Genomic DNA, 23,536 nt, shown 5'->3' with positions numbered 1-23,536 from the left:
CGTGGTGATCAGCTAGACTACGAGCGGGCGGTGTTGTCCGCTCGAGTCGCGTGTCCCTTTGAGAGATGTTTCTTCATGAAGTCTGCCCGGTACCAAGTGTTCGCAAGCGTTCTGGTTCTTGCGTTGGTCGGAACGTCGTCGGCTGCTTTGGCAGCGGATCCGGCAAAGAAACAGAAGGTTTGCCGTGTAGCGATGGCGCAGATTTATTGCATCGACGGTGATCGTGAGGGAAACCTTCGGCGGATTGAGAATGCTGTGGCGGAAGCTTCCGCTGCAGGAGCCGAGATCGTTTGTTTGCCTGAGACCTGCCTGTACGGTTGGGTGAATCCCAAGGCTCATGAGTTGGCACATCCGATTCCAGGTAAAGACTCCGGCGCGCTGGCGAAAATTGCTCGCCAATACAAGGTCCATTTGTCGGTCGGCGTGTCTGAGAAGGAGGGAGATCAGCTGTTTGATTCGGTGGTCTTGTTTGACGACGAGGGTGAGTTGATCCTGAAACACCGCAAGATGAATGTGCTCACGGATTTGATGAGTCCGCCTTACATGCGCGGTGAGAACGTAGAGGTTGTGGAGACAACGTTTGGCCGGGTTGGCATGCTGATCTGCGCCGACACGTTTCATGACAAGGTGGTCGAACAGATGGCTGCCAAGCAGCCGGAGCTGCTGCTGGTGCCCTACGGTTGGGCGGCGCCTGCTGACGCCTGGCCTGGCCATGGCCAATCGCTCCGTGGCACCATCGCCAAAGCGGCCAAGACCATTGGGTGTCCGGTCGTGGGCACGAACTTGGTTGGCAGTATCAGTGGCGGCCCGTGGCAAGGGATGGTTTACGGTGGGCAAAGCTACACCGTGGCTCCGGATGGAACGGTGCTTTCCCAAGGTGCAGATCGGGATCGAGACATCTGTGTGGTGGATGTTCCGGTGGGTGAGTGAGTGAGGGTGGGAAGTGGGTCAGGGCCACAGGGCCACAGGGCCACAGGGCCACAGGGACTCAGGGACTCAGGGACTCAGGGACTCAGGACTCAGGACTCAGGACTCAGGACTCAGGACTCAGGACTCAGGACTCAGGACTCAGGACTCAGGACTCAGGACTCAGGACTCAGGACTCAGGACTCAGGACTCAGGACTCAGGACTCAGGACTCAGGACTCAGGACTCAGGACTCAGGACTCAGGACGGCGTTGTGGTAGTTTGGTAGGCGACGAATTTTTAAACAACGTCCACACTTGCCTGCGAAAACGATCGATGTCGCCTCAACCCAATCCTTATTCTGTTGCCGGAGACGCTGACGAGCTCGCCGTTGCGGAAGAGCCTCGAACGTTCTGGGGCGGCCTTTTGGTGTTCATTCGAGTGGCGTTGCTGTCGGTCATTTGGATGGTGGTGTTCTTTTTTGCATCAGCCATCGTGGTTGGTTTCTTGACCGGCATTTACTTTTCCTTTCGCGCTTCTGTAGGCGATACTCCTGCAGAAATGAGTTCATGGATTGGGTTCGCATGGGTGCTCATCCCTGAGGGAGTGGCGCTTCTCGGGTTGGCGTTTGGGCTGCTCGGCAAATTGCCTGGGACGCGTCGGTGACATCACTTGTCGACGCGTTGGACGTCGACGTAGTAAGCACCACAGATGGATTGCTCGTGGCTGTCGAGCATCCAGGTTTGCATTTCGATGGGGCCCGCTTCGAGTTGGGTGCGGAAGGTGATCGCTTCGCCGGATGAATCCGCAGGGCTGATTTGATCAAATTCCCCAATTTTCAGACGAGCCGCTTCGATCGGCAGAGAGACCCCTGCGGGGAAGGTCCCGTCGGTGACCTGCTTCGCTGGAATGGCTTGGTCGAGCTTCAGGCCTGACTCTTTGGGCCAGCGTCGCAGCGCGAACTCGTAGGTTCCTGGCTGATCGACGATCAGATGCCAAGCACCGTTCTTCTGGACGCCGCGGCGAATTTGGACTTGTTGATCGACAAAGATGTCCAGCCATTCGCAGGCAGTCAGCAAGCTCGGGTTTTCTTGTTCGCTGCCAATCACGACGCGTTCCGGCGTCATCACGTCGTCTTTGACGCCGTCCCACCAGGTCGTCAAGTGAGCACGCATCTGCGCCACAATTTCGGGGTGAGCTTGCGCGACGTTGTGGTCTTGGTAAAGGTCGTCTTCCACGTTGTACAAACGCTTGTTTTCAAGCAGACGCCATTTCTTCCACATCACGGCGGCACCGTTGCGGCGGGGGATCGCGGGATTGCCTTTGGTGTAGGTCACCTTGAACTGCGGCATGCGGCTGTAGTTGATGACCAGCATGCGATCGGCCAACGAATCGGTTTTGCCGCGAAGTCGATCGGCAAGGCTGATGCCATCCAGTGGTCCGGGCAGGTGTTCGTCGCAATCGGCCAGGTCTGCCAGTGTTGGCAGGAGGTCTTGCACATGCGTCAGATCGTCGATCTTCTTCGCGGCGAGTTGGTTGGGCCAGCGGATCAGGCAAGGGACGCGGTGCCCGCCTTCCCAGAGTTGTGTCTTCTTGCCACGCATCCCGGCGTTGAAGTAATGATGTCCAAATGTGCTGCCGTTGTCGGTGAGGAAAACCAGGATCGTGTTGTCCGCGAGTCCGGATTCGTCCAGGAACCGATTCAACTTCTCCATGTTGTCATCGATGTTCAGGCCCATCGCGAGGAAGCTGATCAGGTCTTCGAGATTGCTGGGCGTGCCATCCAGTTTTTGCTGGAGTTCTTTGTCATCGCCGATCATTTGGCGGACTCGATCGCGGTATGGATCGGGAACGAACCAAGGCCAATGGGCGGAGTTCAGAGGGATGAAAGCAAAGAAAGGGGATCCTTTCGCGTGGGACTGCTTGGCCCACTCGATGGCTTCGTCGAAGAACACATCGGTGCAATAGCCTGAGTGGGCGACTCGCTTTCCATTGCGGATGTAAGTGTCATCGAAGTAGTCGTTGTCCCAGAAGTCAGGGACACTGTTGATGTGCGACGAAGGGAACCACAGCGTTTCGTCAAAGCCTCGGTCTTCGGGCCGAAAAGGATAGTTGTCACCGAGATGCCACTTGCCAAAAATTCCGGTTTGATAGGCGGCATCTTGGAAGACATTGGCCATCGTTTTCAAGTCGTGTCGAAGCAGAGTTCTGCCGCTGCTGACGTTGATGGCAGCATTCCGGAAGGCGTCCAAGCCCGACAGCAATTGCCCGCGGGTGGGCGTGCACATGGGAGCGACATGAAAGTCCGTCAACTGAACACTTTGCGATGCCAGTTGATCGATCGCAGGCGTTTGGATGAAAGGGTTGCCGTTGAAGGAGAAGTCGCCGTAGCCCTGGTCGTCGGTCATGACCAAAACAATGTTGGGACGTTCGTTTGATTCGGCTTGCACGGACGCGGTCGTAAGTAGCTGGCCAATGAGTGCGACGCAAAACCCAATGACGAGTGTCGTTCGTCGGACGCTCACGGGACCTGACAATGTTCGGTCGCGACCGAGTGATTTTTGGGGGGGCGTGGGATTGGTTGGAAGCTGGGTCATGTTGAGTCTCTGGGGGGGAATCACGCAGGCGTGGGGGGCGATGGCAGGCAAGCTGGACGCGGGCAATGGTGATCTTCTTGGCCAGCAAGACAGAATTCGAGGCCGCGTTGGTTGGGTTAGAATGAATGCATGAAATGCGATCTAGACAGCAGCATCCCAGAATGGATTGTTGAACATCCTGAGACGGAACGTGTGTTCAAAGAATTTAGGTTGGACACGAGCTGCGGTGGAAAGTCGTTGCGTTATGTCTGCATTCACGCAGGCGTCAGTCCTCCGGAAGTCTTCCAGCGGTTGGAGTTGGCTGTCGGCACCTCCAAACTCGATGGCCAAGGTGCTGGTTAGAGCCTCTCTTGCAACTCGCAAAAAAATGGGCCTGGATTGTACGTCGTCGGTGAAGTCGATAAAAGTCTCCGGCTCATTCGCGGCTTTGCGATGAGGATCGCCCCAACGAAGACGGGCGACATTGATGATCCGTCCGCTAGCAATTTTGATGGACGTTGATCCATTTGGGCGTTTGCTACGTCAGCCAGCGATCTGTCGTTCTCGAGGGACTGAAGCCCCGTTCATGACTGCAAACGTTGTTCGATGTCCGGTTCGATGCCTTTTTCAACCCGGTTGGTGAGAGTGATTTTCCAGCTCTCGGAGAGGGATGGGATCGCTGCGAGTGCTGCGGCAGCTTCGTGGTCCTTTTTGTCGTGATGCATGATTCGGTTCGCTTCCGCGATCGTCCAATGGGGATGCTCACGGTGAGAAAGCTTGAGTTCCATGCCGGGGTGAACGAAGCCTTCTTGCAAGACACGAAAATACCAACCGGTCCGGCCGGTTTGTTGGACCTGCAACGCCAAGTCTTTGATGTTCCAACGTTTGGCAAGTTTCCAACAAGGTTGTCGTGGTTGAGAGATCTGCACCATGGCATCGCCGGCCATCCAGGTGTCTCCAATGCAGACGTCGTGCTCATTGACTTGGGCGATGGTGAAGTTTTCTCCAAAATCTCCCCACCGAAGTTCGGGAAGGTGAAGCTGCCGCCGCCAGTGATCGTAGTGTGACGCTGGGTACGCGCAGACAGCTTTGTGCGTTCCTCCGTGATGGGCCTGATCGGCTTGGCCATCGCCTTGGAGGTTGGTGGTGCCAAGCCAAATGGGTTCTGCGACCGGTTCCTTGATGAACCCCGATGTCCACGGCTTCGCATCCGCCATGACTCGTGGCATGCCGACTTGGATCGAGATCACTTCTGCGTGGATGTTCATGAGAGAATGCGTTGGCGATCATTTTGGTTGCTGCGCAGGTTGCCGCCCAAAAACACGGTGTAGCGTCCTTCACCGGTTTTGCCATCCATGCTGCGGCCGACCAAGCCAACGTCCGAGTTGTAGGGGCGGGCGCAGCCGTTGGGGCAACCGGTCATACGGATTAAAAGCTGTTTGTCTGCCAAGCTCAGGTCATTCAACTCAGCTTCGATCTCGTCGATCAGGCTCGGTAACACGCGTTCGCTTTCGGTCACGGCAAGCCCGCAGGTCGGTAGCGCTGGGCAGGCGAATGAGAATCGCCGCGCATGTTTCTAGGTGATTCCGAGATGCGTTGTCAAGTTTTTCCCTGGTCCGGAAGAGCGTCGTGTTTTCGCGTTCAGTCCTGCGGCCGAGCGGTCAGTGCGTGTTTTGACTCGAGATCGCGGTCGGGCAAGTTTGAAAAATCGTTGGGTTCAGTCGTGTTGCGAGCTAGAATGGAGGCATGACTCAACCAAAGAACTTGATCAATCGTCGTGCTTGTTTGTCGTCTTTCGCGTGCTCAGGTGTGGGGGCGTTCGTCGCTGCCGGAGCAGCGATGCCAATCGGTCGCGCATTTGGGCAGGATGGCGTGTCGGACGCCCAGTCTGGTGCTGCGCAGGAAGCCGTTGCTGCTGCGCCGTTGGATCTGACGAAACCTCAGACGACCCGTTGGCGTTTGGGGGTGAACATCGACACGCCGGTGACATTCACATCTGGTCTCGCGACCTTCCCCGTGTTCATGGATTGGCCGGAGCAAACCGTTTCGATCGTCAACCGAACGGTCGAGGGACGCGTTGGCAATGTCGCGGTTCGGGAGTTGGACGGGGCTCGACAGGTTGTGGTTGCGATTCCCAGGTTGACTTCCAGTGGGACAATTCAAGTCGAGTTGGAGATGGAGGTGGTCCGCCAACCGATCATCGCGCCAGCAGAGACCGATGATTTGATCGTGCCCGTTCGGATGCCTCGTGAGTTGCGATCGTATATGGGGAACAGTCCCATGATTGACGCAGGCCATCCGGCGATTCGGGCGTTGTCTCGCGAGTTGGCTGCCGATGCGCCGGAGTCATCTTGGGAGCAAGTGCGGCAGATTTACGATGTGGTTCGTGACAAGGTGCGGTACGAGGAAGGGCCGATTCGGGAGGCCTCTGATGCGCTGAAGACGGGCGTGGGGGATTGTGAAGACATGACCAGTTTGTTTGTCGCCTTGTGTCGCAACGCTGGCATTCCCGCGCGGATGGTTTGGATCCCGGGGCATTGCTACCCCGAGTTCTATTTGGAGCCGAAGGACGCCAAGGCCGAGCGTGGCGAGTTGGCGGGAACTTGGTACCCGTGTCAGGCGGCTGGGACGGAGCAGTTTGGTGGGATGTTGGAATCGCGTCCGGTGTTGCAGAAGGGGGACCGGTTCCGGGTCCCGGAGCAGCGGACTCCAGTCCGATATGTGGCCGAGTTCTTTCGTTGCGACCGGCAGGGATCCAAGGCACCGCGAGTCGAATTTGTCCGCAAGCCCGTTTGAGGGCGGCGTCCTGGAGCAACGAACGAAGTGGCGGTACACTTCTCGGGCCGAGTGAATCGTTTCGAGTCTTGACCCCGTGAGCATATGTCCAACTTGCACGCTGCCCATTACGCCGACGCGATGGTGCGTGTCGATGCACCGCTGATCCGCAATGAAGCCATCGCGGAGAACACTTATTTGCTTCGAGTGGCGGCGCCCGAGATCGCTCGGTTCTTTCGCCCAGGCCAGTTTGTCATGATTCGCATGACGGGGGTCAATGCACCGCTGATCGGTCGCGCCTTCGCGATTTACGATGTTCACCCCGGTGCCGATGGTCAGCCGGAAGCGATCGATTTGATTTATCTGCGCAAGGGGGCGCTGACGGTTCCGTTGTCGGAGGCACCTGTTGGAACCATGGTGACGGTGTGGGGGCCACTTGGAAACGGATTCGACGATCGGTCCTGCGATCGATTGATCATGGCGGTCGGTGGAATCGGCCAGACCCCCATGTTGGCCGCGGGCCGCGATGCGACTCAGCGAGGCTGGGCCAAGAACGTCGAATTGATCTACGGGGCTCGGCGAGCGTCGTTGCTAGCGGGCGTCGCTGATTTTCGATCGGCTGGATTTGAGGTGACGACTTGCACGGACGATGGGTCCGAAGGTCTCGCCGCTCGAGTTCCCGACGTGTTGGCGGATCGATTGGAAGCGATCCAAAAAGAGAGCCCGGACGAACGGGTTCGGGTGATCACTTGTGGGCCCGAGATCATGATGGAGAAATCCGCCGAGGTCTGTGAGCGTCTCGGTGTCGATTGCCAGGTCTCGATGGAAACGCCGATGGCGTGTGGGATCGGGATCTGTTTCTCGTGCGTGGCCAAGGTCAAGCAAGACGATGGCGAATGGGATTACAAACGCACCTGCGTGGAAGGTCCGATCTTCGACGCCTGCAAGATCGTTTGGGACTGAGTGCTGCTTGCGGGCGGATCCAGCGGCCTTGGGCGAGTGGCGTGAATCAGTCGTTGTAGGCTTGGGCGAGTTTTTGGACGACGTCGGCGACGGTTTGTCGGTACTCGGCTGGTTCCAGAACCTCCGCATCGCTGCCGAGAGCCAAGACTTTGGGCAGCAGTTCACGCGGGTGTGATGCGGGCACGGTGAGGATCGTGTCCGACGCGGGATCGTCAGGGTCGACGGGTTCAAGTTTCTGTTCGGGGTGCCAGGGGTCTTCGCGAAGGTACGACGCGGAGCGGTTGCCCAAGCGAATCTTGACCGGCGTGCTGCTGTCCCCCGAGAAGATGCCGATGCTCTTGCTGAGGAACTCGTTCAGGTTGATCTTGGGGTCTGGTTTGAAGTAGTCGTCCAGGACGGTGGCTTGTGTGAACCGATCGAGTTTCCAGTTGCGAAGTCGTTCCGATTCATCGGTGACTTCGGGCGCGGCGGCAACGACGTAGATGCTGTTTTGGTGGACCGCCAACCCGTAGGGTTCGATCTGTCGCACCGAGGCTTCGCGGCCGATGGGTTTGTATTTGATTTCAACGACGCGGTGTTCCAGGATCGCGCGATTGATCGTCTTCAGCATTCCCGATTGGGCTTCGTAGGTTTTGCTGGGTGTGCCTGAGACGTAGAGGACCTTTCGGTATCGCTGGTAGTGTTCGTAGACGCCCTCGGGGATCGCTTCCTGGACTTTGTTCCAGAACGTCTCGATGCCATGCCAGTACTGAGTCCCCATCAGTGGGTAGAGCAGTTCGCGGCCGATCGACAGCGCGATCAGTTCGGTCGCCGAGAACGCGATTTCATGGACCGCGGTGTGGTTGCGGCCGAGGCGGTAGATTCGCCCGCGTTCCAGGACCTCGTTCTGGATGTCGTAACCGGCGCCCTGAAGCGCCTCCAGGTCACGGCGGACGGTGCGGGTGTGCAGGGTCGACAGCCCGAGATCCAGGATCAGGTCGCCGCGCAGTTCGTCCAGGGTTCGGCCAAAGCGTGAATCTTCGAGGAGTTGCAGGAGCTTGTGTTGGCGGATCAGTTGTTCGTTGCGTGCCACTTCGAAGGTGCCTGGGTCAGGTGGTCAAGAACAAGGTGCAGATGGCGTGAGCTGGTTCGGCAGGGTGCCGGATCGTCAGGGAGTCGAGATCACCGGGGGACCGCAGTGCGATCGCGGTGGCTACCGGGACTTCCGGTTCGTTTTGGGCGACGAATGAGAGGCCTTCGAAGACTTGGACGGCACGCGAATTCGCTGCATGGAGATTTCTCCGTCGGCCGTTTTCTCGACTTGGATTTGGGGGCCGGGCCGGCGTCCACGGCGGGGGCCGGCTTCCAGTGGCGTGAACCGTTTGTTGATCGGTTGCAGCAATTTGGTCAGGCAGTAGCTGTTGATGCTCAGCCCTAGTTCGGATGCTTCTTGGACGGCAGTGGTGTGCATCGATCGCGGCAGACGAACGGTGATCATCCGTTCGGGTTCGTGCAGGCTGGTCTTCGAGCTGTCTTGGCTGCGGATCGAGGTCATGATCTCGAGCAGTTCCGCAAACTCCGGGCTGGACTCAAAGTGGCGACGCTGAGCCGGATCGGGGAACAGCTTCCAGACGACTCCATCGCAGCCCATCATCTCGCGATAGAAAACGACCCAGCTTCCGGTTTGGGCGAAGACTTCGCCGGCCAGTTTCAGGACCATCTGCGGGCGATCCTCGTAGGGCATGTCGGGATCGAAGGGCGGCAGTTCCATGGCGATGGTCGTCGGCGTGACCGACTTCGCCGCTTGGGTCTTTGTGGCGGAACTTGCGGAGCCCGATGGTCGACTCAAATCGCTGGCGTAGACAGCCGGTGCAGCATCGCTGGTGTCCGACTTCAGTTCCGAATTTTCATTCGCTCGAGATGAAAGGACTTGCCGGGTGTCGGTCGAATCGTTTCGGCGGAAAGGCGTTGACGTCATGTCGTGAGCGAGAGGGGCTGGAGGTGCACGGGTCGTTTGGGACGTGGTGCCATCCTCCGAGGTGATCAAATGTGCTCGCGGAACCTTTGCTAGCAATAGGACTTACGTCGTCGCTTTGGTGCTGCGCGTTTTTTGTGCAGGCCCTGTCCTGGCGGGGGTTCGCCGGGTTGCCTCTTTTTTGAGCAGGCGGAAAGTGGTTGAAATGGAAGTGTCCACTTCGAATGCGGTGCCGGAATTTCCGAAAGAGTTTTGTGGGAATGGGTTGGCCGCGTCTCTGTCGCTGGGCTCAGCATTGCCACGCGAGAAGCTCGTTTCGGGGTGGGCGGTGTGAGAGAATTTTGGGAAGCTTGGAAGTTGAAAAGCCGGGGTGAACTTCGGCTCAACGGATCCCACACCGAACACCACAAGGAAATGCCCATGGCCAGCGAAGCACTGATCAATCAGCTCAACGAGATTCTCAAGCACGAATGGACCGGGGTCGCTCAGTACTCCCAGGCTTCGTTCATCATCGAAGGCGTTTGGCGAGAAGTTTACGCCGGCAAGTTCTTGGGCGATGCGAAGGAATCCTTCGGCCACGCTCAGTTGGTCGGCGAGAAGATTTCGGCGCTCGGCGGAGTTCCGGTTGCCACTCGCAACGAGATCAAGCAGAGCAAGAATCTGGTCGAAGTGCTCGAGTTCAGTCGGGACTTCGAAGCGAAGGCCGTGGAAATGTACACGCAGGCAATCGAGTTGGCTGAGCCGCAGCGCAGTTTGGTTGTCTTCCTCGAAGACATCTTGAAAGAAGAGCAGGAAGGCGTCGACGAGTACACGAAGTTGCTGCGTGAGACCCCAGCCTCGCACTCCGCGATGAGCGGCGAGCCAGCCCGGAAGTCTGGCTGAGCCAACCGATTTTTGATCCACCGCTTCCGTGATCACGGAGGCGTCCAGCATTCAGCGGCGACCCTCGTTTGAGGGTTGCCGTTTTTCTTGCGCCCGCGGTCTTGGGGCCTGTTTGGTTGGGGCGGGAGTCAGTGTTCGTGGGAGGCGTCAGGCGGGATGAGTTGTCCGCCGTCGCTGCGGAGGAACGTGATCAGTTCAGAGACTTGCCTGGGGGTCAGTGAGTTCAGCAGACCAACCGGCATGGGGGAAACCGTCGAGGGTCTTCTTTGTTCCACTTCTTTGTCGTCCAGGGTCACGACGGAATCCGGGTTGGAAAGGTCGGTTTGGATCTGGAGTTGGTCTGATTCGATCGCGACGACGCGGCCCGTGATCACGCGACCGTCCGCGGTCAAGAATTGTTCAAAGCGACCGACATCGTGAAGGTCGAGCGATGGTTGCAAGATGTGGCGGATCAGTTCCGTGTTGGAGTAGCACATTCCGATCCCTCGTAGGTCGGGGCCGGCGGCTCGGCCGTATCCGGCGACGCGATGGCAGGCGTCGCAGCGCGCGGTCATGAATGCTTCGCGGCCGGACTGGATCACCGCCGGTGAAGGGGCGGGGATTGCGATTGCGGACAAGGCTTCCAGCGTGTGTTCACGGGTCGCGATCGAGCGAAGTTCGGCAAGCGAAGCGGAGACTCGGAACGGATCGGAGGTTTTCCAGAATGGTCGAAGGGCGGGAGCGTCGATCGCATCCAGGATCTGCCCGGCTTGTGTGGGAGAGAGTGGGCGTTGCCAGGCATCGATGACCGCGCCGAAGGCTTCGAGGTTGCCGACCAGTCCAGCGGCTTGCACCGATGCCAATGCCACTTCAAAGTTCGGGGCGTTTGCGGATCGGCGGAGCAGTTCGATCGCCCCGGGAATCAAATTCGGATGTTTGGCGTGGCAGCGACCGAGGTCCAGCACCGCTTGGGAGCGGACCGCGGGATCGGTGGACTCCAGCGATTGCAGGATCCAGTCGGGCCGGATCAGTTCCGCACGTTGGCGGTGGGGTTGCTTTGGGCTCGGTTGCGGGTTGGCCGAGTTGTTCGGCGAGTCATTGGTCGGAGGTGTTTGCGACGATGCTGAGGGGAGGTGGCTCAAGAGGGTGAGCAAGGTCACGGCAGCGAGGCGGCTCAGCGGCATCGAATCAAATCAGACTTTGAAATGGAATGCGTGGTGAGGGTCGACGCAGCGGCCTCCAGAAAACGATCGGCATCGACGGGGTAACCCGCCGTGGGTTGGAAAGGATCGGGGCCGAGCCAGCGGTCTCGGAAGAAGTGATTCAGAAACGTCATCGCGATTTCTCGAAGGCACTTTGCGTGCAAGGACGACATTGCAACAGGCACAAACGAATCGCCTTTGACGGTGAAGTGCATCCTCAGTTGATGGTTGGCGGTTTCCACATCGTAAACGCTGCAGCGATTGGTTTCATCCACCACACGGACGGTCGCATCCGGGAAGGTTGCCGCGATGACTCCGGCGTAATAGCGTCGGCCGCCGTGTCGGTCAAAGAAGATCTGCCCGTGAGTGTGGGAGTCAAGTTCTCGCGATTCGATCAGGGAGGCGACCAGGCCCAGGCTGGTCTCACCCAACAGGTCGCTCTTGTTGGCTGATGCACCGGTTGTGGGCGAAGGTTCGCAGAATGCGTTGAATGCTTGTGCAGTCACCAGTCTCGCTCGCGCGTCGGTGATCTTCCATTCGGGAAGCGACCAGGCAGCGAGCGCTGGTGAGACGACGTCTTCCGTCAGCCAAGAGTTGGGCAATTCATCCGGCCAGTTCCTTGGTGGCAGCATTCCCGTGAGCCAGGGGACGGCAGCCACGTCGTCGAGGTCATCGGGGATCAGCGTCCGCAAGCGTTCTTGCCACGTGGATTCAGGGCGGCCCATGGAGCGATGGGCAACAGAGAGTGCCCGATGCAAGTTGCCCAGAGGCGATGTGTCGCCGCGTCGCTGAGTGCGACTTTGGAAGATGCGTTTGGAGTCGTCGACCCGGATCCGCTGCCCGGCGATCAGCACCGGCGTCTTCATGATCTCCCACGTCGCGGCTAGCCTGTCGTCCCAAGTCGAGGATTCGGCAGGGCCTTCCCAGAGCGTAGCGGCGACAACCAACGGTCCGAGTTTCGGTCCATAGCCGGCTTCGTCAACCGCGATCAGGTACATGCTTCGGATTCAATTTCCGGTGGTGTTTGATAGTTCTCCGCAAAGCGGATCATCAGTTCTTCGTTGCTGAGCAGGGCGTCAACGACATCGGATGCCCATTGTTTCCCGCGACCTTCCTCGAAGATCTTGCGGACTTTCTCAAGTGGCATGCCGCGACGGTAAGGCCGGTCGCTGACCATGGCATCAAACGAATCGGCGACGGCCAGAATTTGTGCCGCGCGTGGAATGCTATCACCGGCCAGTCCATCCGGGTATCCGCGACCATCCCAGGATTCATGGTGGTGGCGAACGGCGGGGAGAATGTGCCGGAAGGGACGGATTCCCTTGAGGATCTCGTAGCCCAGAACTGGGTGTTGTTTGATTTGGTCGAATTCTTCCGCGGTCAACGCGCCAGGTTTTTTCAGCACAGAGTCGTCGATGCCAATCTTGCCGATGTCATGCAAGATGCCGGCCAGTTGCAAGGAGTCCGAATCGTACTGAGACATTCCCAAGCGACGAGACAGGGCAACGGCAAGGTCGGCCACTCGGGAGCTGTGCCCGCAAGTGTAGGCGTCCTTGGCGTCCAGCGCTGACGCGAGAGAACGCACCATGCCTTCCAGCATCGATTGCATCTCGATGTACTGGCGTTGGTTGACCAAGTGCATGGACAGCATCATCAGGACCGAACGCACTAAGTCGATATCAACCGTGTTGAATTCAGGGTGATCGAGCGTGCGGAGCGCGATCATCCGCCCCAGGTGAGTGCCGCCGCGGTGGATCGGCAGGATCATCAGCCGACAGTTGCGTAAGAGTGGTTCGTTGCTGTGGTTGACGATCGTGATGTCACGGACAATGCCGTCGGTTTTGGCGGTGTGTCGCCAAGCGGCTGCGATGGTCGCTTCGAGTTGCTTGATGTCGATCGGTTCTCCGATCGCCAATCGTTCCGGTTCATCGTCGACGCATTCTGTGTCTGCCGGGCACAGTTCGACCACAGCCGTTTGCCAGGGAACGCAGACAGAAAGTTGTTTCAGCATGTCGATGCAAATCGCGTTTGCATCGCTTTCCAATTCCAGTTTCGCCGTCAGGTCATGGATCAACCGGATCTCTTCGAACTTGTCCGAAAGCGAGATCGAAAGCTGTTCGATGTCGTTGACGAGTGTTTGATTGACCCGTTCCATTGCATCGAGAGGATTCGTGCTGACGTTGGCCGCTTCTTCTGCAGCGCGTTGGGCAACACAGATCCCGGCCAACACGCTGGCGTGCAGCGGGTCGATGTCGGCGTTCGATGTGGTGAATGAAGCGGTCATGCAAAACCGTACCACTTCGATGACACTTGGCAGGCAATCAATCGGTTTTGCGTGTGGTGGTCAGCCATCCCCCCCGTGCGTTTGTTTCGGCTGTAACAATTAGTCTTCGTCGACGCTGTCCTGTTGAATGCTGAGACGCTCATTTTTAAGCGCTAAACTGACTCGTTGGAGGAGTTTACGTTCATCGTCGGACAGTGAATCAACTCCATCCCGATGCAGTCGCTGGAGGATCTCGTCGACGCGAGATGCATCGTCCGCTTCGCGGTGTTCCCTCGCCATGGCTTCTCGCAGGCGTTGTTGCTTCGCTGCGTCCTGGCGGCGGGCTTGGTAGCGGCGCCAACTTGCCAGTGGCCCAAACTGGCCTCGAAATCGACCGATCGGGTTTTGCTCGCCGACCTCGGTGTACTCGGATCGTCGGACAATCGATTCGTAGATGGCGGTCAAGTCTGACGATCCGGCCGAGGTGAACAGCCAAAGTGACAGGGCGACGACACCGGCCACGGCTGGCCAGGCCAATCCGCCTGCCTGCGAGGTCACGCCGCTGGAATGCAACAGCACGTTGCCGCCGATGAGTGTCAGCAGGGCCATTGCGATCACCCAGACGCGCATCGCGCGGAGGCATGCCCGAGGGTCTTGTTGGGGGCCACCACCGAACAATACGAAAACCAGCGCCCAGCCGACTCGTCCGAGCGACTGAGGCAAGGGAAGCAGATTCCAGATGCCTTGCAGGCACCACAACCAGGCTGCCGCGGCCCACGGGTCGTCCAGCCAAACGATCGGACCGCCGCTTCGCGGCGCATCCATCGCCATGAAAGAAACCCCAATCAGAGACAGCGACCCGAGTCCAAGTGCCAGCATGCAGAGTGACCAGATCATCAACACGCCCGAGACTGAGATCCCGTGGGGGCGTTGGGTGGGGGCGGCCCAGACGCCTCCCGCCGTGACGATGCAACCACCGCGGTGGACGTTCGCGATTCGTTGATGCCAGACCGCGATTCCGGTTTGCACGATCAGGCCGAGAGCCCAGGACCCAATCAGCCAGCCCATCCATTGGGCGTGGGCTGCCCAGTTGGATGCGGAGGCGTTGTCGGTCAGGTGCGCGGAAACACCAAAGGCGATCGCAGCGAACAGGCCCAGTGGCAACGACATCGCGACCGAAATTTCCACGCCAGCGATTCGCAGGGCTGGCCATCGAATGGAGCGGCCGAAGCACATGGATTGCTCAATGGCTTCTTGATCGCGCAGCATCGCTGCAGAGGAGTGATCGCCGGGGTGCACCGGAGTCATGGCAGATACGAACAGAACTGTGAAACGAACCGAGCGGCAATCACGACGCGGAACTGTCGGATCGCTTGCGCTTGATCATCGTCAGTTCATTGCCAACTTCATTGTGATGGATTTCGTCCATGAATGCACTGATCAGTAGCAGCCCACGTCCACCAATCGATTCCAGGTTGGCGGGATCGGTGGGATCAGGCAGTGCCGAGACGTCGTAGCCAGGGCCTTGGTCGCGGATGACAAACACGGCTTGGCTGCGGGTGGCGGTCAGGGTCACATAAGTTCGACGTTCGTCGAACGGGGGTAGTTCGCGGTGAAGTCGAATCTTTTCTTGGTAGGCCTCGCCGTTGTCGACCTCACGGAGGGCCGATTCGACTTCCAGGTTGCCGTGGATCATCGCGTTGAGGATGGCTTCATCGAGAGCCATCGCGATCTGGGTCCAGGTCATTTCATCAAACAGGTGCAGTTGCGCGAGTTCCTGTTCCAGTCTCGCGATCACGGCCGGAACCAAATGTTCGTGGCTGGGAAGGACCAGTTCCAACTTGATTCGGGAAACGCATTGATCGATGTCGGTCGCTTGCGATGCCGAGCGGCTGACCTTGAGGACTTGTTCGACCGTGTCGACCAGGCCTTCCGAGGCAAGATGCAAGGGGATGTAGGTGGCCGCGCCTCGCATCAATGCTTCGCCGGCGACCGGTTCAGCGCCCTCGCGTGTGATCAGGATGATCGGGACACGGGGGGCAACCTCACGCAGTTTTTCGACCCAGCGGATTGCAGCGGTGCCAGCGTCGCTGGACGGCGAGCTCGACTCTGGCGAGTTGAAGCTCGATGATTTGCACTGTGGCAGTTCCGTGATGATCAAGTCGAACGAGGCGACTTCCAGTTCTTGAAGGGACCGGTCGCAGGATTCAACTGCAGTCACTTCGCGAGAACCGTCGTTCAGGATGCGCACTAATTCATTGCGTGCAACAGCCTCGGATTCGACAATCAGAACGCGATCACTCACGGGCGGTCCTCCGCGGCAGACGAACAGTCACTGGGACGGGTGCCAGTCACCCGTCGACAGATACTGTAGGTCGGCGTCTCGGGTGATGAAACCACCCGAGATAGGACGTGTGTTGTGATCGCTTGGTTCTCAGCGGTCCGCGTACACCATCGTCGACTCTTCTTTGGTGACGGGTTTGGGCGACTGATCGCTGGTCACAATGGCTTTCACCAAGTGGGTGTCGGCAGTCACTCCGCGAACACGAATGCGATAGGTCCGTTCGGATCCAGCCGGCATTTCTTGTTCGGGAGCGAAGAGCATCCCGCCTTGACCGTCCGGGCGAACTTCCGCGTCCGAGCCCAGCACTTCCAAGCCACGTGGGATCATCAAGCGGACTTGAACGTTCGAGTCGTTTCGGGATCCCGAGTTCTGCAATCGAATTTCGTAGGTGGTTTCAGCCCCTTGTTCGATGGGGTCTGCCAAGTCGGAAATGCTGAAGCTGAGTTCCGATTGCGATTCGACTCGCACGGTGCTTTCGCTGGTGGCTCGTGAGTTGAGGTCCGCGGTGGCTTCCAGCTGAATGGCTTGTTCGCCCTCTTCAACTGGCAGCAATGTCAACGGCACCTTGGCTGGTTTGCCGGGTGGCAGCGAGGCGACCGACCACAGCACCGCGTGGCGGTTGGGATCGTAGTACCCGGCGTTCTCGGTGCTGACAAACGTGAAGCCGCGATCCAAGCGAGCGATGATCTCAACATTGGTAGCGGGGGCGGTGCCGCGGTTGATCAGTTCCACTTCGTAGGTCGCTTGGCGTTCCAAGAAACGCAGTCCAGGACCGGTCAAGCGAATGTCGATCTCGGGGGCAACCACTTCGACCTCCACGGTGTGGCTGGTGGGTTCCGCGTCGTCGGACACCAAGTGCACGGTGTTGCGGATGAGACCTGGTTCGACGGCACGCATTCGCAAGACTTCACGACGAACTTCACCGGGGCGAAGTGTGCTCAAAAAGGAGTCCAGTTCACGGCCGCCGGGGTGGTCCATGCCTTCCGGAACGTCTTCCCGAAGGACGACATTGGTAGCCGCACCTGAGCCGACGTTGGAAACTTCCAGTTCGATTTCGAGCTGTTGGCCGATCAGAACCTTGGCAGGTGCGTGCTGAGTCACCTTGAGTTCAGGACGCGTGCTTCGGGTTCGCACGGAGGCCGCCGCTTCGAAGGTCACACGAGCGATGCTGCCCAGTTCGCCTTCTTCGACGGGGGTCAGGTTCATCGTGATGATGCGTTGTTCGCCAGCGGGCAACGAACCGAGTTCCCAGGTCAAGGCGTCGCCTTGCATCACGGGGTTGCCGGAGGCGTCATTGAAACGCATGCCCGCTGGGATCGTGTCGTGAACCCGGACGCCCAGGGCTTCCGCGGTGCCGACGTTTTGAACGTTGAGTTTGAAGGTGGCGGGTTGACCAACTTTGACTTCCGGTGGTGCTTCTTTGTGAATCACAATGCTGGGCGTTTGCATGCCTTCCAGGCGTCGTTCGCCAGGCATGGAAAACGCGGTGGGTTGAGCAGCGATCGATTGGTTGCCGCCGTACCCGTTGTTGCCGCCGGGAGCAGCGTAGCCCGGACCAGGCAGTCCGCGTTGGCTGGCGAAGCGAGTCGATGCGGCTGGTGACGGATCGTTGTAGGCTGGGGCTGCGTTGTTCGGGTTGGCTCCATAGGCAGATGGCTCGGGGGAACCAAATTGATCGGGCGCGGCAGGTTGGTTGGTGCCAGCGTGCGGTTGGTCGGCACCTGCGAATTGGTCGGCGCCTGCGAATTGGTCGGGGCCGCCGTGAGCGGTGGCCGCTGGTGCTGAACGCAGACCGTTGGGGCTCATCGGTTCGGGCTGGCCGAACTGGTTGGGTTGGTCGTATCCCATGTCGCTTGGGCCGTTCTGGTTCATCCCACCGAACGATCCCTCTGCGGGTTGTGCGAACGAGGCCGCCGCTGGGGATTGAGGGGCTGGCAAGTTTGGCAGAGGGTCATTGGACATTTGCACGGGCTCGGGCATCCGCATGTCGTTGGCTGGGACGTCCGCAGGAGCTTCAGTTGCGAAGCCGCCAGCGGTTGGGGGCCCGAGCGGTTGATTGGGGGCAGGGGCACTGCCACCGGCTTGGGGATCAGCGGGCATGTCGCCGAACGGCATGCCTGGCATGCTCATCGCGGGGCCAGCGTCTTGTGGTTGATCAGGCGTCGTCATCGACACACTCATGTCGGGCATTCCGAATCCTCCCGACATCGACAGGTCGGCTTCGGGCATCGCCAGGTTGGCTTCCGGCATGGAGGCGGCTGAAGTGTTTTCGAGTTGGTCCATCGGTGGCATGCCCATGCCGATCGAAGCGGGCATCTCCATCGCAGACATGGTCATGCTGGGACCGGCGTCTTGTGGCTGGTTGGCTTGCGAGCCCGGTTCTGGCATCGAGAGCGGCGTGGGACCAGCGGCCGGTTCGTTGTGGCTCGCCATTTCAACCGGCTGGGAGACGAACGTTTCGTCCGAGTAACCGGTTTGTTGAATGGTTCCTGGATCCGACGACTCTTCGTAGGCGCCCAGGAAGTTCATGGGCCCGCCGTCGTCGGTGGTGGGCATTGAAATCGGAGACGGCATCTCGGATTGCCAGCGAGGTGCATCCAAGGCTGGCACGTTCTGATCGGCCAGATCGGTGTCGCGAGGGAGTTCACTTTGTTGAGCTTGTGCGGCAGCAAAAGCCCCAAGAAGAATCGTTGCGACTCCGCCGGTCAGGCGGTAGCCAATTCGTTTGCCGAAAATTTCCATCGTTCGCATTCCTTTGCGTGTCTTTCGCTTCATCCTGGCGAAAGTCTGGTTCCAGGCATGTCGAGGTATCAAATCCAGCTGCCATGAAACAAGCCCAGAAACGAACCCCCTCTCGGAATTTGGCACCGAATCAGAAAGGAGACGCAATAGGACGGAATCATCTCAGCGGATTGGGGGAGGGGTTCGCAGAGGGCGGGGGCGAGAAGGTCGGGCGGAGAGGCTCAGCAATTTGTGATCGCTGGTCGGAGTGTAGCGCACCGGATCAATGCATTTTGTCAGGGGGAGGATGCCTTGGCTGGCTCGGGGGTTGGGGGGAGCGGATCGCTCGCAAGATGAATTTGCAGGGAGCAAGCGTCGACGGTTTGAGAGCATTCTTCTCCTGTGGAAAATCACAAAAGGTTTGTGAAATGTGTCTTTCTGTCGCAGTTCGAGGGTTTCTTGTTGTCGGATTCCTTGCCATGGATTAGCTGTAACGGTTTGTACGTTGCCGCTTGGTGGCGTTCCCATTCCCGAATCTTTTCAAGTTCACGTTTTTAGGAATCTTAAGATGCCGAAGCTTTTTGTTGCCGCGAGTGCTCTGATCTTTTGTCTCTGTGGTGTTGTCGGTTGTGGTCCCAACAATGAGGTGACCGTTTCCGAAATCGACGACAGCGTTGTGCAAACGGAAGAGCAAATGGCAGAGATGGAAGCTGCCAACGCCGCTGACATGATGAGCAAGTGATCGGAGTTTTCTCGATCCACGGAATGTGCTCTGGCTCAGAGCGAATGTTTCTCTTTCAGGCCAGCCAATGTTGGTTGGCTCCGTACTCCTCGATTCAAAAAGACAGTCATTTAGAATGAACATCAAACCCTCGAAACGGGGATTCACACTGGTTGAGTTGTTGGTCGTGATTGCGATCATCGGCGTGTTGGTGGGGCTGCTGTTGCCGGCCGTTCAAGCGGCGCGAGAAGCAGCACGACGGATGCAGTGCAGCAATAATTTCAAGCAAATTGGCTTGGGACTTCATAACTACCACTCCGCGTACAATCGTCTGCCGACCCAAAGTGGCGGGACCAAGAACACCAATGTGGACGGCAGTATCCGTGGCAACCTGCATTTGCTCAGTTTTCTGGTCGGGGTGACCCCGTTCATTGAGCAGCAGGGATTGTGGGAGCAGATCGCCAACCCGCGTGCGATCAACCACAATGGCAGCACTCGAACGCCGCCCTTCCCGCCCATGGGACCCGTGCCCTGGGACCGCAGCTACACACCTTGGGTCACTCAAGTGGGAACGTTTCGTTGCCCGAGTGATCCGAACGTTCCACCAGCCAACTTCGAGGCGTTCACAAACTATGCGGCTTGCATTGGTGACGGGATCGCCAGCAACAATCACAGTTGTGTGAACGACGATGGATCCGATGCGTCGTGGTGTTTGCCTCGTCGTGGCGGGATGGATCGTGGTTTCTTTGTGAGCCGAGTGGAAACCCGCTTCCGTGATGTGCTGGACGGTTTGAGCAACACCATTGCGTGTGGCGAGATCGTGACTGACAACAACACCTTGGAGATCAACACGGTGGTGGTCAACCGAGGCAGCAACGCCGCATTCTTCAGCGAGCCAGCTGTTTGTGAAGACACGATTGATCCCAATCGTCCTCAGTTTCACGTCTCTGGTACCAACGCGAACAACTGGAGTTCTTCCCAGCGACGCGGGATGCGTTGGGCGGATGGACGTCCCGTGATGTCCAGTGTTGGCACGATCATGGCCCCCAACGGTGTCAGCTGTGCCTACTCAGGCGATGGCTCGGATACGATGGTGACCGTGGGCAGCCGTCACCAAGGTGGAGCACACGTGTTGATGGGTGACGGAGCGGTTCGTTTCATCACGGATTCGATCGAAGCTGGCAATTCACGCGCTAATTCGCCGAACTGGCCTGTGGGATCATCGACGACTCCGCCTGGGTCAGAAAGTCCTTACGGTTTGTGGGGAGCACTGGGGACCAAGGCGATGAAGGAAACTGGCGGTCTGGAGTAGGCTGCTGCGGATCTTGTTTGAAATTTAGAAACGCTCGTCGCGATTGGTATCGTGACGAGCGTTTTTTCATGCGCCGTCCGTACGGCACGGCTTCAGTGGTGGTCCCTCGCTCACGCGTCGGGTTGTGATGTGGTGGTAGCTGGATTCGCTTATGAAACCCGAGCGAAAATGCGACCACCTTGATTGGACCGCTCACACCGATTCATCAGGCCAGGCGTGATTTGGATGCTGCTAATCGTGGGGGACTCTCACTGCCCAGCGGGCGAAGAAGCGAGGTTTCTGGTTTGGGAAGCTCGCATTTTGCCTAGCTCCCCATGTCTGCGTTGACACGGTTGGAACGAGTTTCCTAGTGTCCGCCCATGGTCTGCTTCAATCGTTCGTCCACACGACCGATTCCCCGTTCGCAATCGCCCACTTTGGCGAGCGTTCGTTGCTGCGCCTCGCTGATCATGTTGTTGCTGTTGTGCTGCACTTCATCGGGGTGCATCACCTCGCGGTATCTCGAGAATCGATCGATCCGCGAAAATGCTCTGACCAATTCGTTGCACTTGCTTCGCTGGCGCGGCCCCGAAATCAGTGTTCGGACTCAGAGCACGCTGCGGCGCTACGGGCTGATCGAGACCTATCAAGACGACAGTCAGATCTGTCTGCACCGGTTGCAAGCGCTCAACGCCCAGAACCCCGACACGGAATTGGCGTATGCCTTGTCCGAGTTGTCTTACGTGGAGGGCAAGATTGCCGATCGCGATGGGCGGTCCAGCGATGCAATGAACCACTACGGCATCGCTCTGACCACCAGCTACCGCTACTTGTTTGGCAATCAGTTGGGGGAGGTTCGCAATCAGTACGACCCTCAGTTCCGAGCTGTTTGCGATTTGTACAACGAGTCGCTGGAGGACCTGCTGCGTTTGTTGTGCGCTGAGAATCGCTTGCGTCCCGGCCAGACTTACACGATTCAGACGGCCAATCAAAAGTTCGTGATTCGCGCCGAGATGCGTGGTGCTTGGCAGGAAGACGAATTTGATCACTACGAATTCGTGAGTGATTACGACATCAAAACGCTGAACAATCGACACACCACGTACGGTCTCGGTGTGCCGTTGATCGCTGTGCGGAAACCGCGTGGCGAAGGCCATCCGGAAGAAAAGTACTACCCCGAAGGTTTGAGTTACGCCGTGACAGCGCTGCTTCGCTGTTCCACCGAACCGTCCAAGGGGCGTGGAGGATCGGGAACGTACGATGGGCTGGCGAATTCGGGCAACTTGTCTTCGGTGCAACAGGTGTCGCACGCCGCCTCGCAAGCCAACGAGTTTGGTGCGGCGGATGAAAACGTGGTGTGTGTGCTGGAGTTCTTTGACCCGTTGCGAGCCAACCAGATTCAATTGGCCAACGATTGGGTGCCCTTGGAAACGGATCTGACCACCCCGCTGGCGTTCTTCCTCGACAGTGAAGAGTATCGCAAACGAGACCGAGCGACCGAAGGGTTGCTCGATCCAGACGACGCGCAAGAGAAGCGTGGTTTGTACATGTTGGAACCGTACGATCCCAATCGGATCCCGGTGTTGATGGTGCACGGGCTTTGGTCCAGTCCGCTGACGTGGATGGACATGTTCAATGACCTGCGAAGCTTCCCCGAAATTCGGGAACGCTATCAATTCTGGTTCTATCTGTATCCCTCGGGGCAACCGTTCTGGATCAGTGCAACTCAGCTGCGCGGCGATTTGTTCGCCATGCGTCAAACGTTTGACCCAGCAGGTCAGGATCGGGCGATCGATCACACGGTGTTGGTCGGGCACAGCATGGGCGGGTTGGTCAGTCGCATGCAGACAATCGACAGTGGCGATGACTTTTGGAATCTGGTCAGTGACAAGCCCAAGGAGAAGCTTCGAGGTCCACCCCAGGACATCAATAAACTTGTCAGCTCGTTGGAGTTTCGGCCGAACCAATCCGTTGGTCGGGTGATCACGATTGGAACGCCACACCGAGGCAGCAACCTTGCCAACACCACCACGCGTTGGTTGGCGGGCAAGGTCATCAAGTTGCCACGCATGGCGGTCTCAACCAGCACCCGTTTGACGCGCGCCAATCCAGGATTCTTTCGTGACACGCGGCTGCTCACAGAAGCCAATGCGGTGGATTCGTTGGCGCCGGATTCGCCGATCTTCCCTGTGATGTTGCGGGCGAAGCGATCGTCGCATGTGAAGTACCACAATATCATCGGTGTGCTGGACGATCCGCCGCTGTTAGCGGGACGACATCATCGAGGCGACGGGGTGGTGGAATACTCCAGCGCGACGATGGACGACACGCAAAGTGAGTTGGTGGTCGATGCGACGCACACTAAGTTGCATATGACCGGCAAGGCCATCTTCGAAGTGCGACGGATTCTGCTGGATCACCTCGAGGAGGTCGATTCTCAGGATCGATTGGCTTGGGCACCTCAGTCGTCAACACCGCTGATGAGCGATGGAGCTTCGGGGATGATCACCGATGTGGCTCCCAATCTGTCAGGCGGGCGTCCCTCGGTCTATCAGCTGATGAGCAGCCCCCCAAGCGAATCGTCCCGGCGGTAGTTTCTCTCGTAAAAATCGAGGGGGCCGGGGGAGGCTGGACTTCTGGCTTCCTGTTTTTGCTCGCTCTCTGATTCTGCTCGATCTCTGGTTTTGACAGTGTGATCCGATCTGCCCTTCTGGCCGCTGGGCGGGGGCCCGCTTGCCATCGCTGCTCCTCGAGGGGCGGAATGGTCCCGGTTGGTGCTGAATCGAGTCGCCGCCGCGTCAGAATTAATCAACGCTCACAATCCGCACAGACGTCTCATCCCGAGTTTTTCGGACGCAGAATCCTGATGCGGGCGATGGTTTCGTCGAGGCGAAAGGGGGGCTCTGGACTAAACTGCCGGACCCGCGTGTCGTCTCACTTGCTTCCTTTCACTGTTGTTT

General features: G+C 58.4%; 19 protein-coding genes and 1 pseudogene. 9 read left to right on the top strand and 11 right to left on the bottom strand.

What is annotated here, in order from left to right; translation table 11 throughout:
• The first annotated feature begins 75 nt into the window (after positions 1 to 75).
• Together PSR62_RS19965 and PSR62_RS19960 are read left to right on the top strand one after the other, a co-directional pair.
• Complete coding sequence (locus tag PSR62_RS19965; RefSeq protein ID WP_274404758.1) at positions 76 to 930, top strand: carbon-nitrogen hydrolase family protein; 855 nt, start codon at positions 76 to 78, stop codon at positions 928 to 930.
• Positions 931 to 1,352: 422 nt separating this feature from the next.
• On the top strand, positions 1,353 to 1,571 hold the full coding sequence (locus tag PSR62_RS19960; RefSeq protein ID WP_274404757.1) for a hypothetical protein: 219 nt from the start codon (positions 1,353 to 1,355) through the stop codon (positions 1,569 to 1,571).
• 2 nt (positions 1,572 to 1,573) lie between these two features.
• On the opposite strand, the gene PSR62_RS19955 is transcribed toward PSR62_RS19960, so the two are convergent.
• Positions 1,574 to 3,355 (bottom strand): arylsulfatase, encoded by a 1,782-nt coding sequence (locus PSR62_RS19955; protein WP_274404756.1) that lies wholly within the window; start codon positions 3,353 to 3,355, stop codon positions 1,574 to 1,576.
• 276 nt (positions 3,356 to 3,631) lie between these two features.
• On the opposite strand from PSR62_RS19955, the gene PSR62_RS19950 reads away from it, so the two are divergent.
• Positions 3,632 to 3,844 carry a DUF542 domain-containing protein gene (locus PSR62_RS19950; protein WP_274404755.1) on the top strand — a complete coding sequence of 71 codons (213 nt, stop codon included), beginning with the start codon at positions 3,632 to 3,634 and terminating at the stop codon, positions 3,842 to 3,844.
• Positions 3,845 to 4,065: 221 nt separating this feature from the next.
• Here PSR62_RS19950 and PSR62_RS19945 read toward each other — a convergent pair whose 3' ends face one another.
• Positions 4,066 to 4,749 (bottom strand): MOSC domain-containing protein, encoded by a 684-nt coding sequence (locus PSR62_RS19945; RefSeq protein ID WP_274404754.1) that lies wholly within the window; start codon positions 4,747 to 4,749, stop codon positions 4,066 to 4,068.
• Positions 4,746 to 5,048: pseudogene (locus PSR62_RS19940) on the bottom strand (NADPH-dependent assimilatory sulfite reductase hemoprotein subunit); the annotation flags it as partial. The gene PSR62_RS19945 and the pseudogene PSR62_RS19940, both read right to left, overlap by 4 nt.
• 179 nt (positions 5,049 to 5,227) lie before the next feature.
• On the opposite strand from PSR62_RS19940, the gene PSR62_RS19935 reads away from it, so the two are divergent.
• Both PSR62_RS19935 and PSR62_RS19930 read left to right on the top strand, forming a co-directional pair.
• The gene (locus tag PSR62_RS19935) at positions 5,228 to 6,277 is read left to right on the top strand and encodes a transglutaminase-like domain-containing protein (protein WP_274404753.1); all 1,050 of its coding nucleotides are present in this window, start codon (positions 5,228 to 5,230) and stop codon (positions 6,275 to 6,277) included.
• A gap of 84 nt (positions 6,278 to 6,361) precedes the next feature.
• Positions 6,362 to 7,219, top strand: coding sequence for a dihydroorotate dehydrogenase electron transfer subunit (locus tag PSR62_RS19930; RefSeq protein ID WP_274404752.1), 858 nt, complete (start codon positions 6,362 to 6,364; stop codon positions 7,217 to 7,219).
• Between the two features lie 46 nt (positions 7,220 to 7,265).
• Here PSR62_RS19930 and PSR62_RS19925 read toward each other — a convergent pair whose 3' ends face one another.
• Together PSR62_RS19925 and PSR62_RS19920 are read right to left on the bottom strand one after the other, a co-directional pair.
• Complete coding sequence (locus PSR62_RS19925) at positions 7,266 to 8,291, bottom strand: helix-turn-helix transcriptional regulator (protein WP_274404751.1); 1,026 nt, start codon at positions 8,289 to 8,291, stop codon at positions 7,266 to 7,268.
• Positions 8,292 to 8,411: 120 nt separating this feature from the next.
• On the bottom strand, positions 8,412 to 9,176 hold the full coding sequence (locus tag PSR62_RS19920) for a hypothetical protein (protein WP_274404750.1): 765 nt from the start codon (positions 9,174 to 9,176) through the stop codon (positions 8,412 to 8,414).
• A gap of 417 nt (positions 9,177 to 9,593) precedes the next feature.
• Between PSR62_RS19920 and PSR62_RS19915 the strand changes: the two genes are divergently transcribed.
• Positions 9,594 to 10,055, top strand: coding sequence for a ferritin-like domain-containing protein (locus PSR62_RS19915; protein WP_274404749.1), 462 nt, complete (start codon positions 9,594 to 9,596; stop codon positions 10,053 to 10,055).
• Between the two features lie 128 nt (positions 10,056 to 10,183).
• Here PSR62_RS19915 and PSR62_RS19910 read toward each other — a convergent pair whose 3' ends face one another.
• From PSR62_RS19910 to PSR62_RS19885, 6 genes are all read right to left on the bottom strand, one after another.
• Positions 10,184 to 11,218 (bottom strand): c-type cytochrome, encoded by a 1,035-nt coding sequence (locus PSR62_RS19910; RefSeq protein ID WP_274404748.1) that lies wholly within the window; start codon positions 11,216 to 11,218, stop codon positions 10,184 to 10,186.
• The gene (locus tag PSR62_RS19905) at positions 11,209 to 12,234 is read right to left on the bottom strand and encodes a hypothetical protein (protein ID WP_274404747.1); all 1,026 of its coding nucleotides are present in this window, start codon (positions 12,232 to 12,234) and stop codon (positions 11,209 to 11,211) included. Before PSR62_RS19905 ends, PSR62_RS19910 begins: the two co-directional genes overlap by 10 nt.
• On the bottom strand, positions 12,225 to 13,520 hold the full coding sequence (locus PSR62_RS19900) for an HD-GYP domain-containing protein (RefSeq protein WP_274404746.1): 1,296 nt from the start codon (positions 13,518 to 13,520) through the stop codon (positions 12,225 to 12,227). The genes PSR62_RS19905 and PSR62_RS19900 overlap by 10 nt, the downstream gene beginning before the upstream one ends.
• Positions 13,521 to 13,619: 99 nt before the next feature.
• On the bottom strand, positions 13,620 to 14,807 hold the full coding sequence (locus PSR62_RS19895; protein ID WP_274404745.1) for a hypothetical protein: 1,188 nt from the start codon (positions 14,805 to 14,807) through the stop codon (positions 13,620 to 13,622).
• A 40-nt stretch (positions 14,808 to 14,847) separates the two neighbouring features.
• Entirely contained in the window at positions 14,848 to 15,804 is a 957-nt protein-coding gene (locus tag PSR62_RS19890; RefSeq protein ID WP_274404744.1) for an ATP-binding response regulator, read from the bottom strand.
• Positions 15,805 to 15,933: 129 nt separating this feature from the next.
• Positions 15,934 to 18,618, bottom strand: coding sequence for a hypothetical protein (locus PSR62_RS19885; protein WP_338020097.1), 2,685 nt, complete (start codon positions 18,616 to 18,618; stop codon positions 15,934 to 15,936).
• A 514-nt stretch (positions 18,619 to 19,132) separates the two neighbouring features.
• On the opposite strand from PSR62_RS19885, the gene PSR62_RS19880 reads away from it, so the two are divergent.
• From PSR62_RS19880 to PSR62_RS19870, 3 genes are all read left to right on the top strand, one after another.
• Positions 19,133 to 19,306, top strand: coding sequence for a hypothetical protein (locus tag PSR62_RS19880; protein WP_274404742.1), 174 nt, complete (start codon positions 19,133 to 19,135; stop codon positions 19,304 to 19,306).
• A gap of 115 nt (positions 19,307 to 19,421) precedes the next feature.
• Entirely contained in the window at positions 19,422 to 20,597 is a 1,176-nt protein-coding gene (locus PSR62_RS19875) for a DUF1559 family PulG-like putative transporter (RefSeq protein ID WP_274404741.1), read from the top strand.
• A 458-nt stretch (positions 20,598 to 21,055) separates the two neighbouring features.
• The gene (locus PSR62_RS19870; protein WP_274408262.1) at positions 21,056 to 23,170 is read left to right on the top strand and encodes an esterase/lipase family protein; all 2,115 of its coding nucleotides are present in this window, start codon (positions 21,056 to 21,058) and stop codon (positions 23,168 to 23,170) included.
• Positions 23,171 to 23,536: the final 366 nt, after the last annotated feature.

This window comes from Rhodopirellula sp. P2 (assembly GCF_028768465.1).
Classification (GTDB): Bacteria; Planctomycetota; Planctomycetia; order Pirellulales; family Pirellulaceae; genus Rhodopirellula.
Note: the sequence above shows the minus strand (reverse complement) of the source record. Positions and strands in the feature narration are given on the sequence as shown.

What these genes read in the sequence shown, in the direction of transcription:
- PSR62_RS19935 (WP_274404753.1), top strand. Translation starts at nt 5,228, where the DNA reads ATGACTCAACCAAAGAACTTGATCAATCGTCGTGCTTGTTTGTCGTCT.
- PSR62_RS19875 (WP_274404741.1), top strand. Translation starts at nt 19,422, where the DNA reads ATGAACATCAAACCCTCGAAACGGGGATTCACACTGGTTGAGTTGTTG.
- PSR62_RS19965 (WP_274404758.1), top strand. Translation starts at nt 76, where the DNA reads ATGAAGTCTGCCCGGTACCAAGTGTTCGCAAGCGTTCTGGTTCTTGCG.
- PSR62_RS19930 (WP_274404752.1), top strand. Translation starts at nt 6,362, where the DNA reads ATGTCCAACTTGCACGCTGCCCATTACGCCGACGCGATGGTGCGTGTC.
- PSR62_RS19915 (WP_274404749.1), top strand. Translation starts at nt 9,594, where the DNA reads ATGGCCAGCGAAGCACTGATCAATCAGCTCAACGAGATTCTCAAGCAC.
- PSR62_RS19905 (WP_274404747.1), bottom strand. Translation starts at nt 12,234, where the DNA reads ATGTACCTGATCGCGGTTGACGAAGCCGGCTATGGACCGAAACTCGGA.
- PSR62_RS19885 (WP_338020097.1), bottom strand. Translation starts at nt 18,618, where the DNA reads ATGAAGCGAAAGACACGCAAAGGAATGCGAACGATGGAAATTTTCGGC.
- PSR62_RS19900 (WP_274404746.1), bottom strand. Translation starts at nt 13,520, where the DNA reads ATGACCGCTTCATTCACCACATCGAACGCCGACATCGACCCGCTGCAC.
- PSR62_RS19910 (WP_274404748.1), bottom strand. Translation starts at nt 11,218, where the DNA reads ATGCCGCTGAGCCGCCTCGCTGCCGTGACCTTGCTCACCCTCTTGAGC.
- PSR62_RS19950 (WP_274404755.1), top strand. Translation starts at nt 3,632, where the DNA reads ATGAAATGCGATCTAGACAGCAGCATCCCAGAATGGATTGTTGAACAT.
- PSR62_RS19895 (WP_274404745.1), bottom strand. Translation starts at nt 14,807, where the DNA reads ATGACTCCGGTGCACCCCGGCGATCACTCCTCTGCAGCGATGCTGCGC.
- PSR62_RS19920 (WP_274404750.1), bottom strand. Translation starts at nt 9,176, where the DNA reads ATGACGTCAACGCCTTTCCGCCGAAACGATTCGACCGACACCCGGCAA.
- PSR62_RS19880 (WP_274404742.1), top strand. Translation starts at nt 19,133, where the DNA reads ATGCCGAAGCTTTTTGTTGCCGCGAGTGCTCTGATCTTTTGTCTCTGT.
- PSR62_RS19945 (WP_274404754.1), bottom strand. Translation starts at nt 4,749, where the DNA reads ATGAACATCCACGCAGAAGTGATCTCGATCCAAGTCGGCATGCCACGA.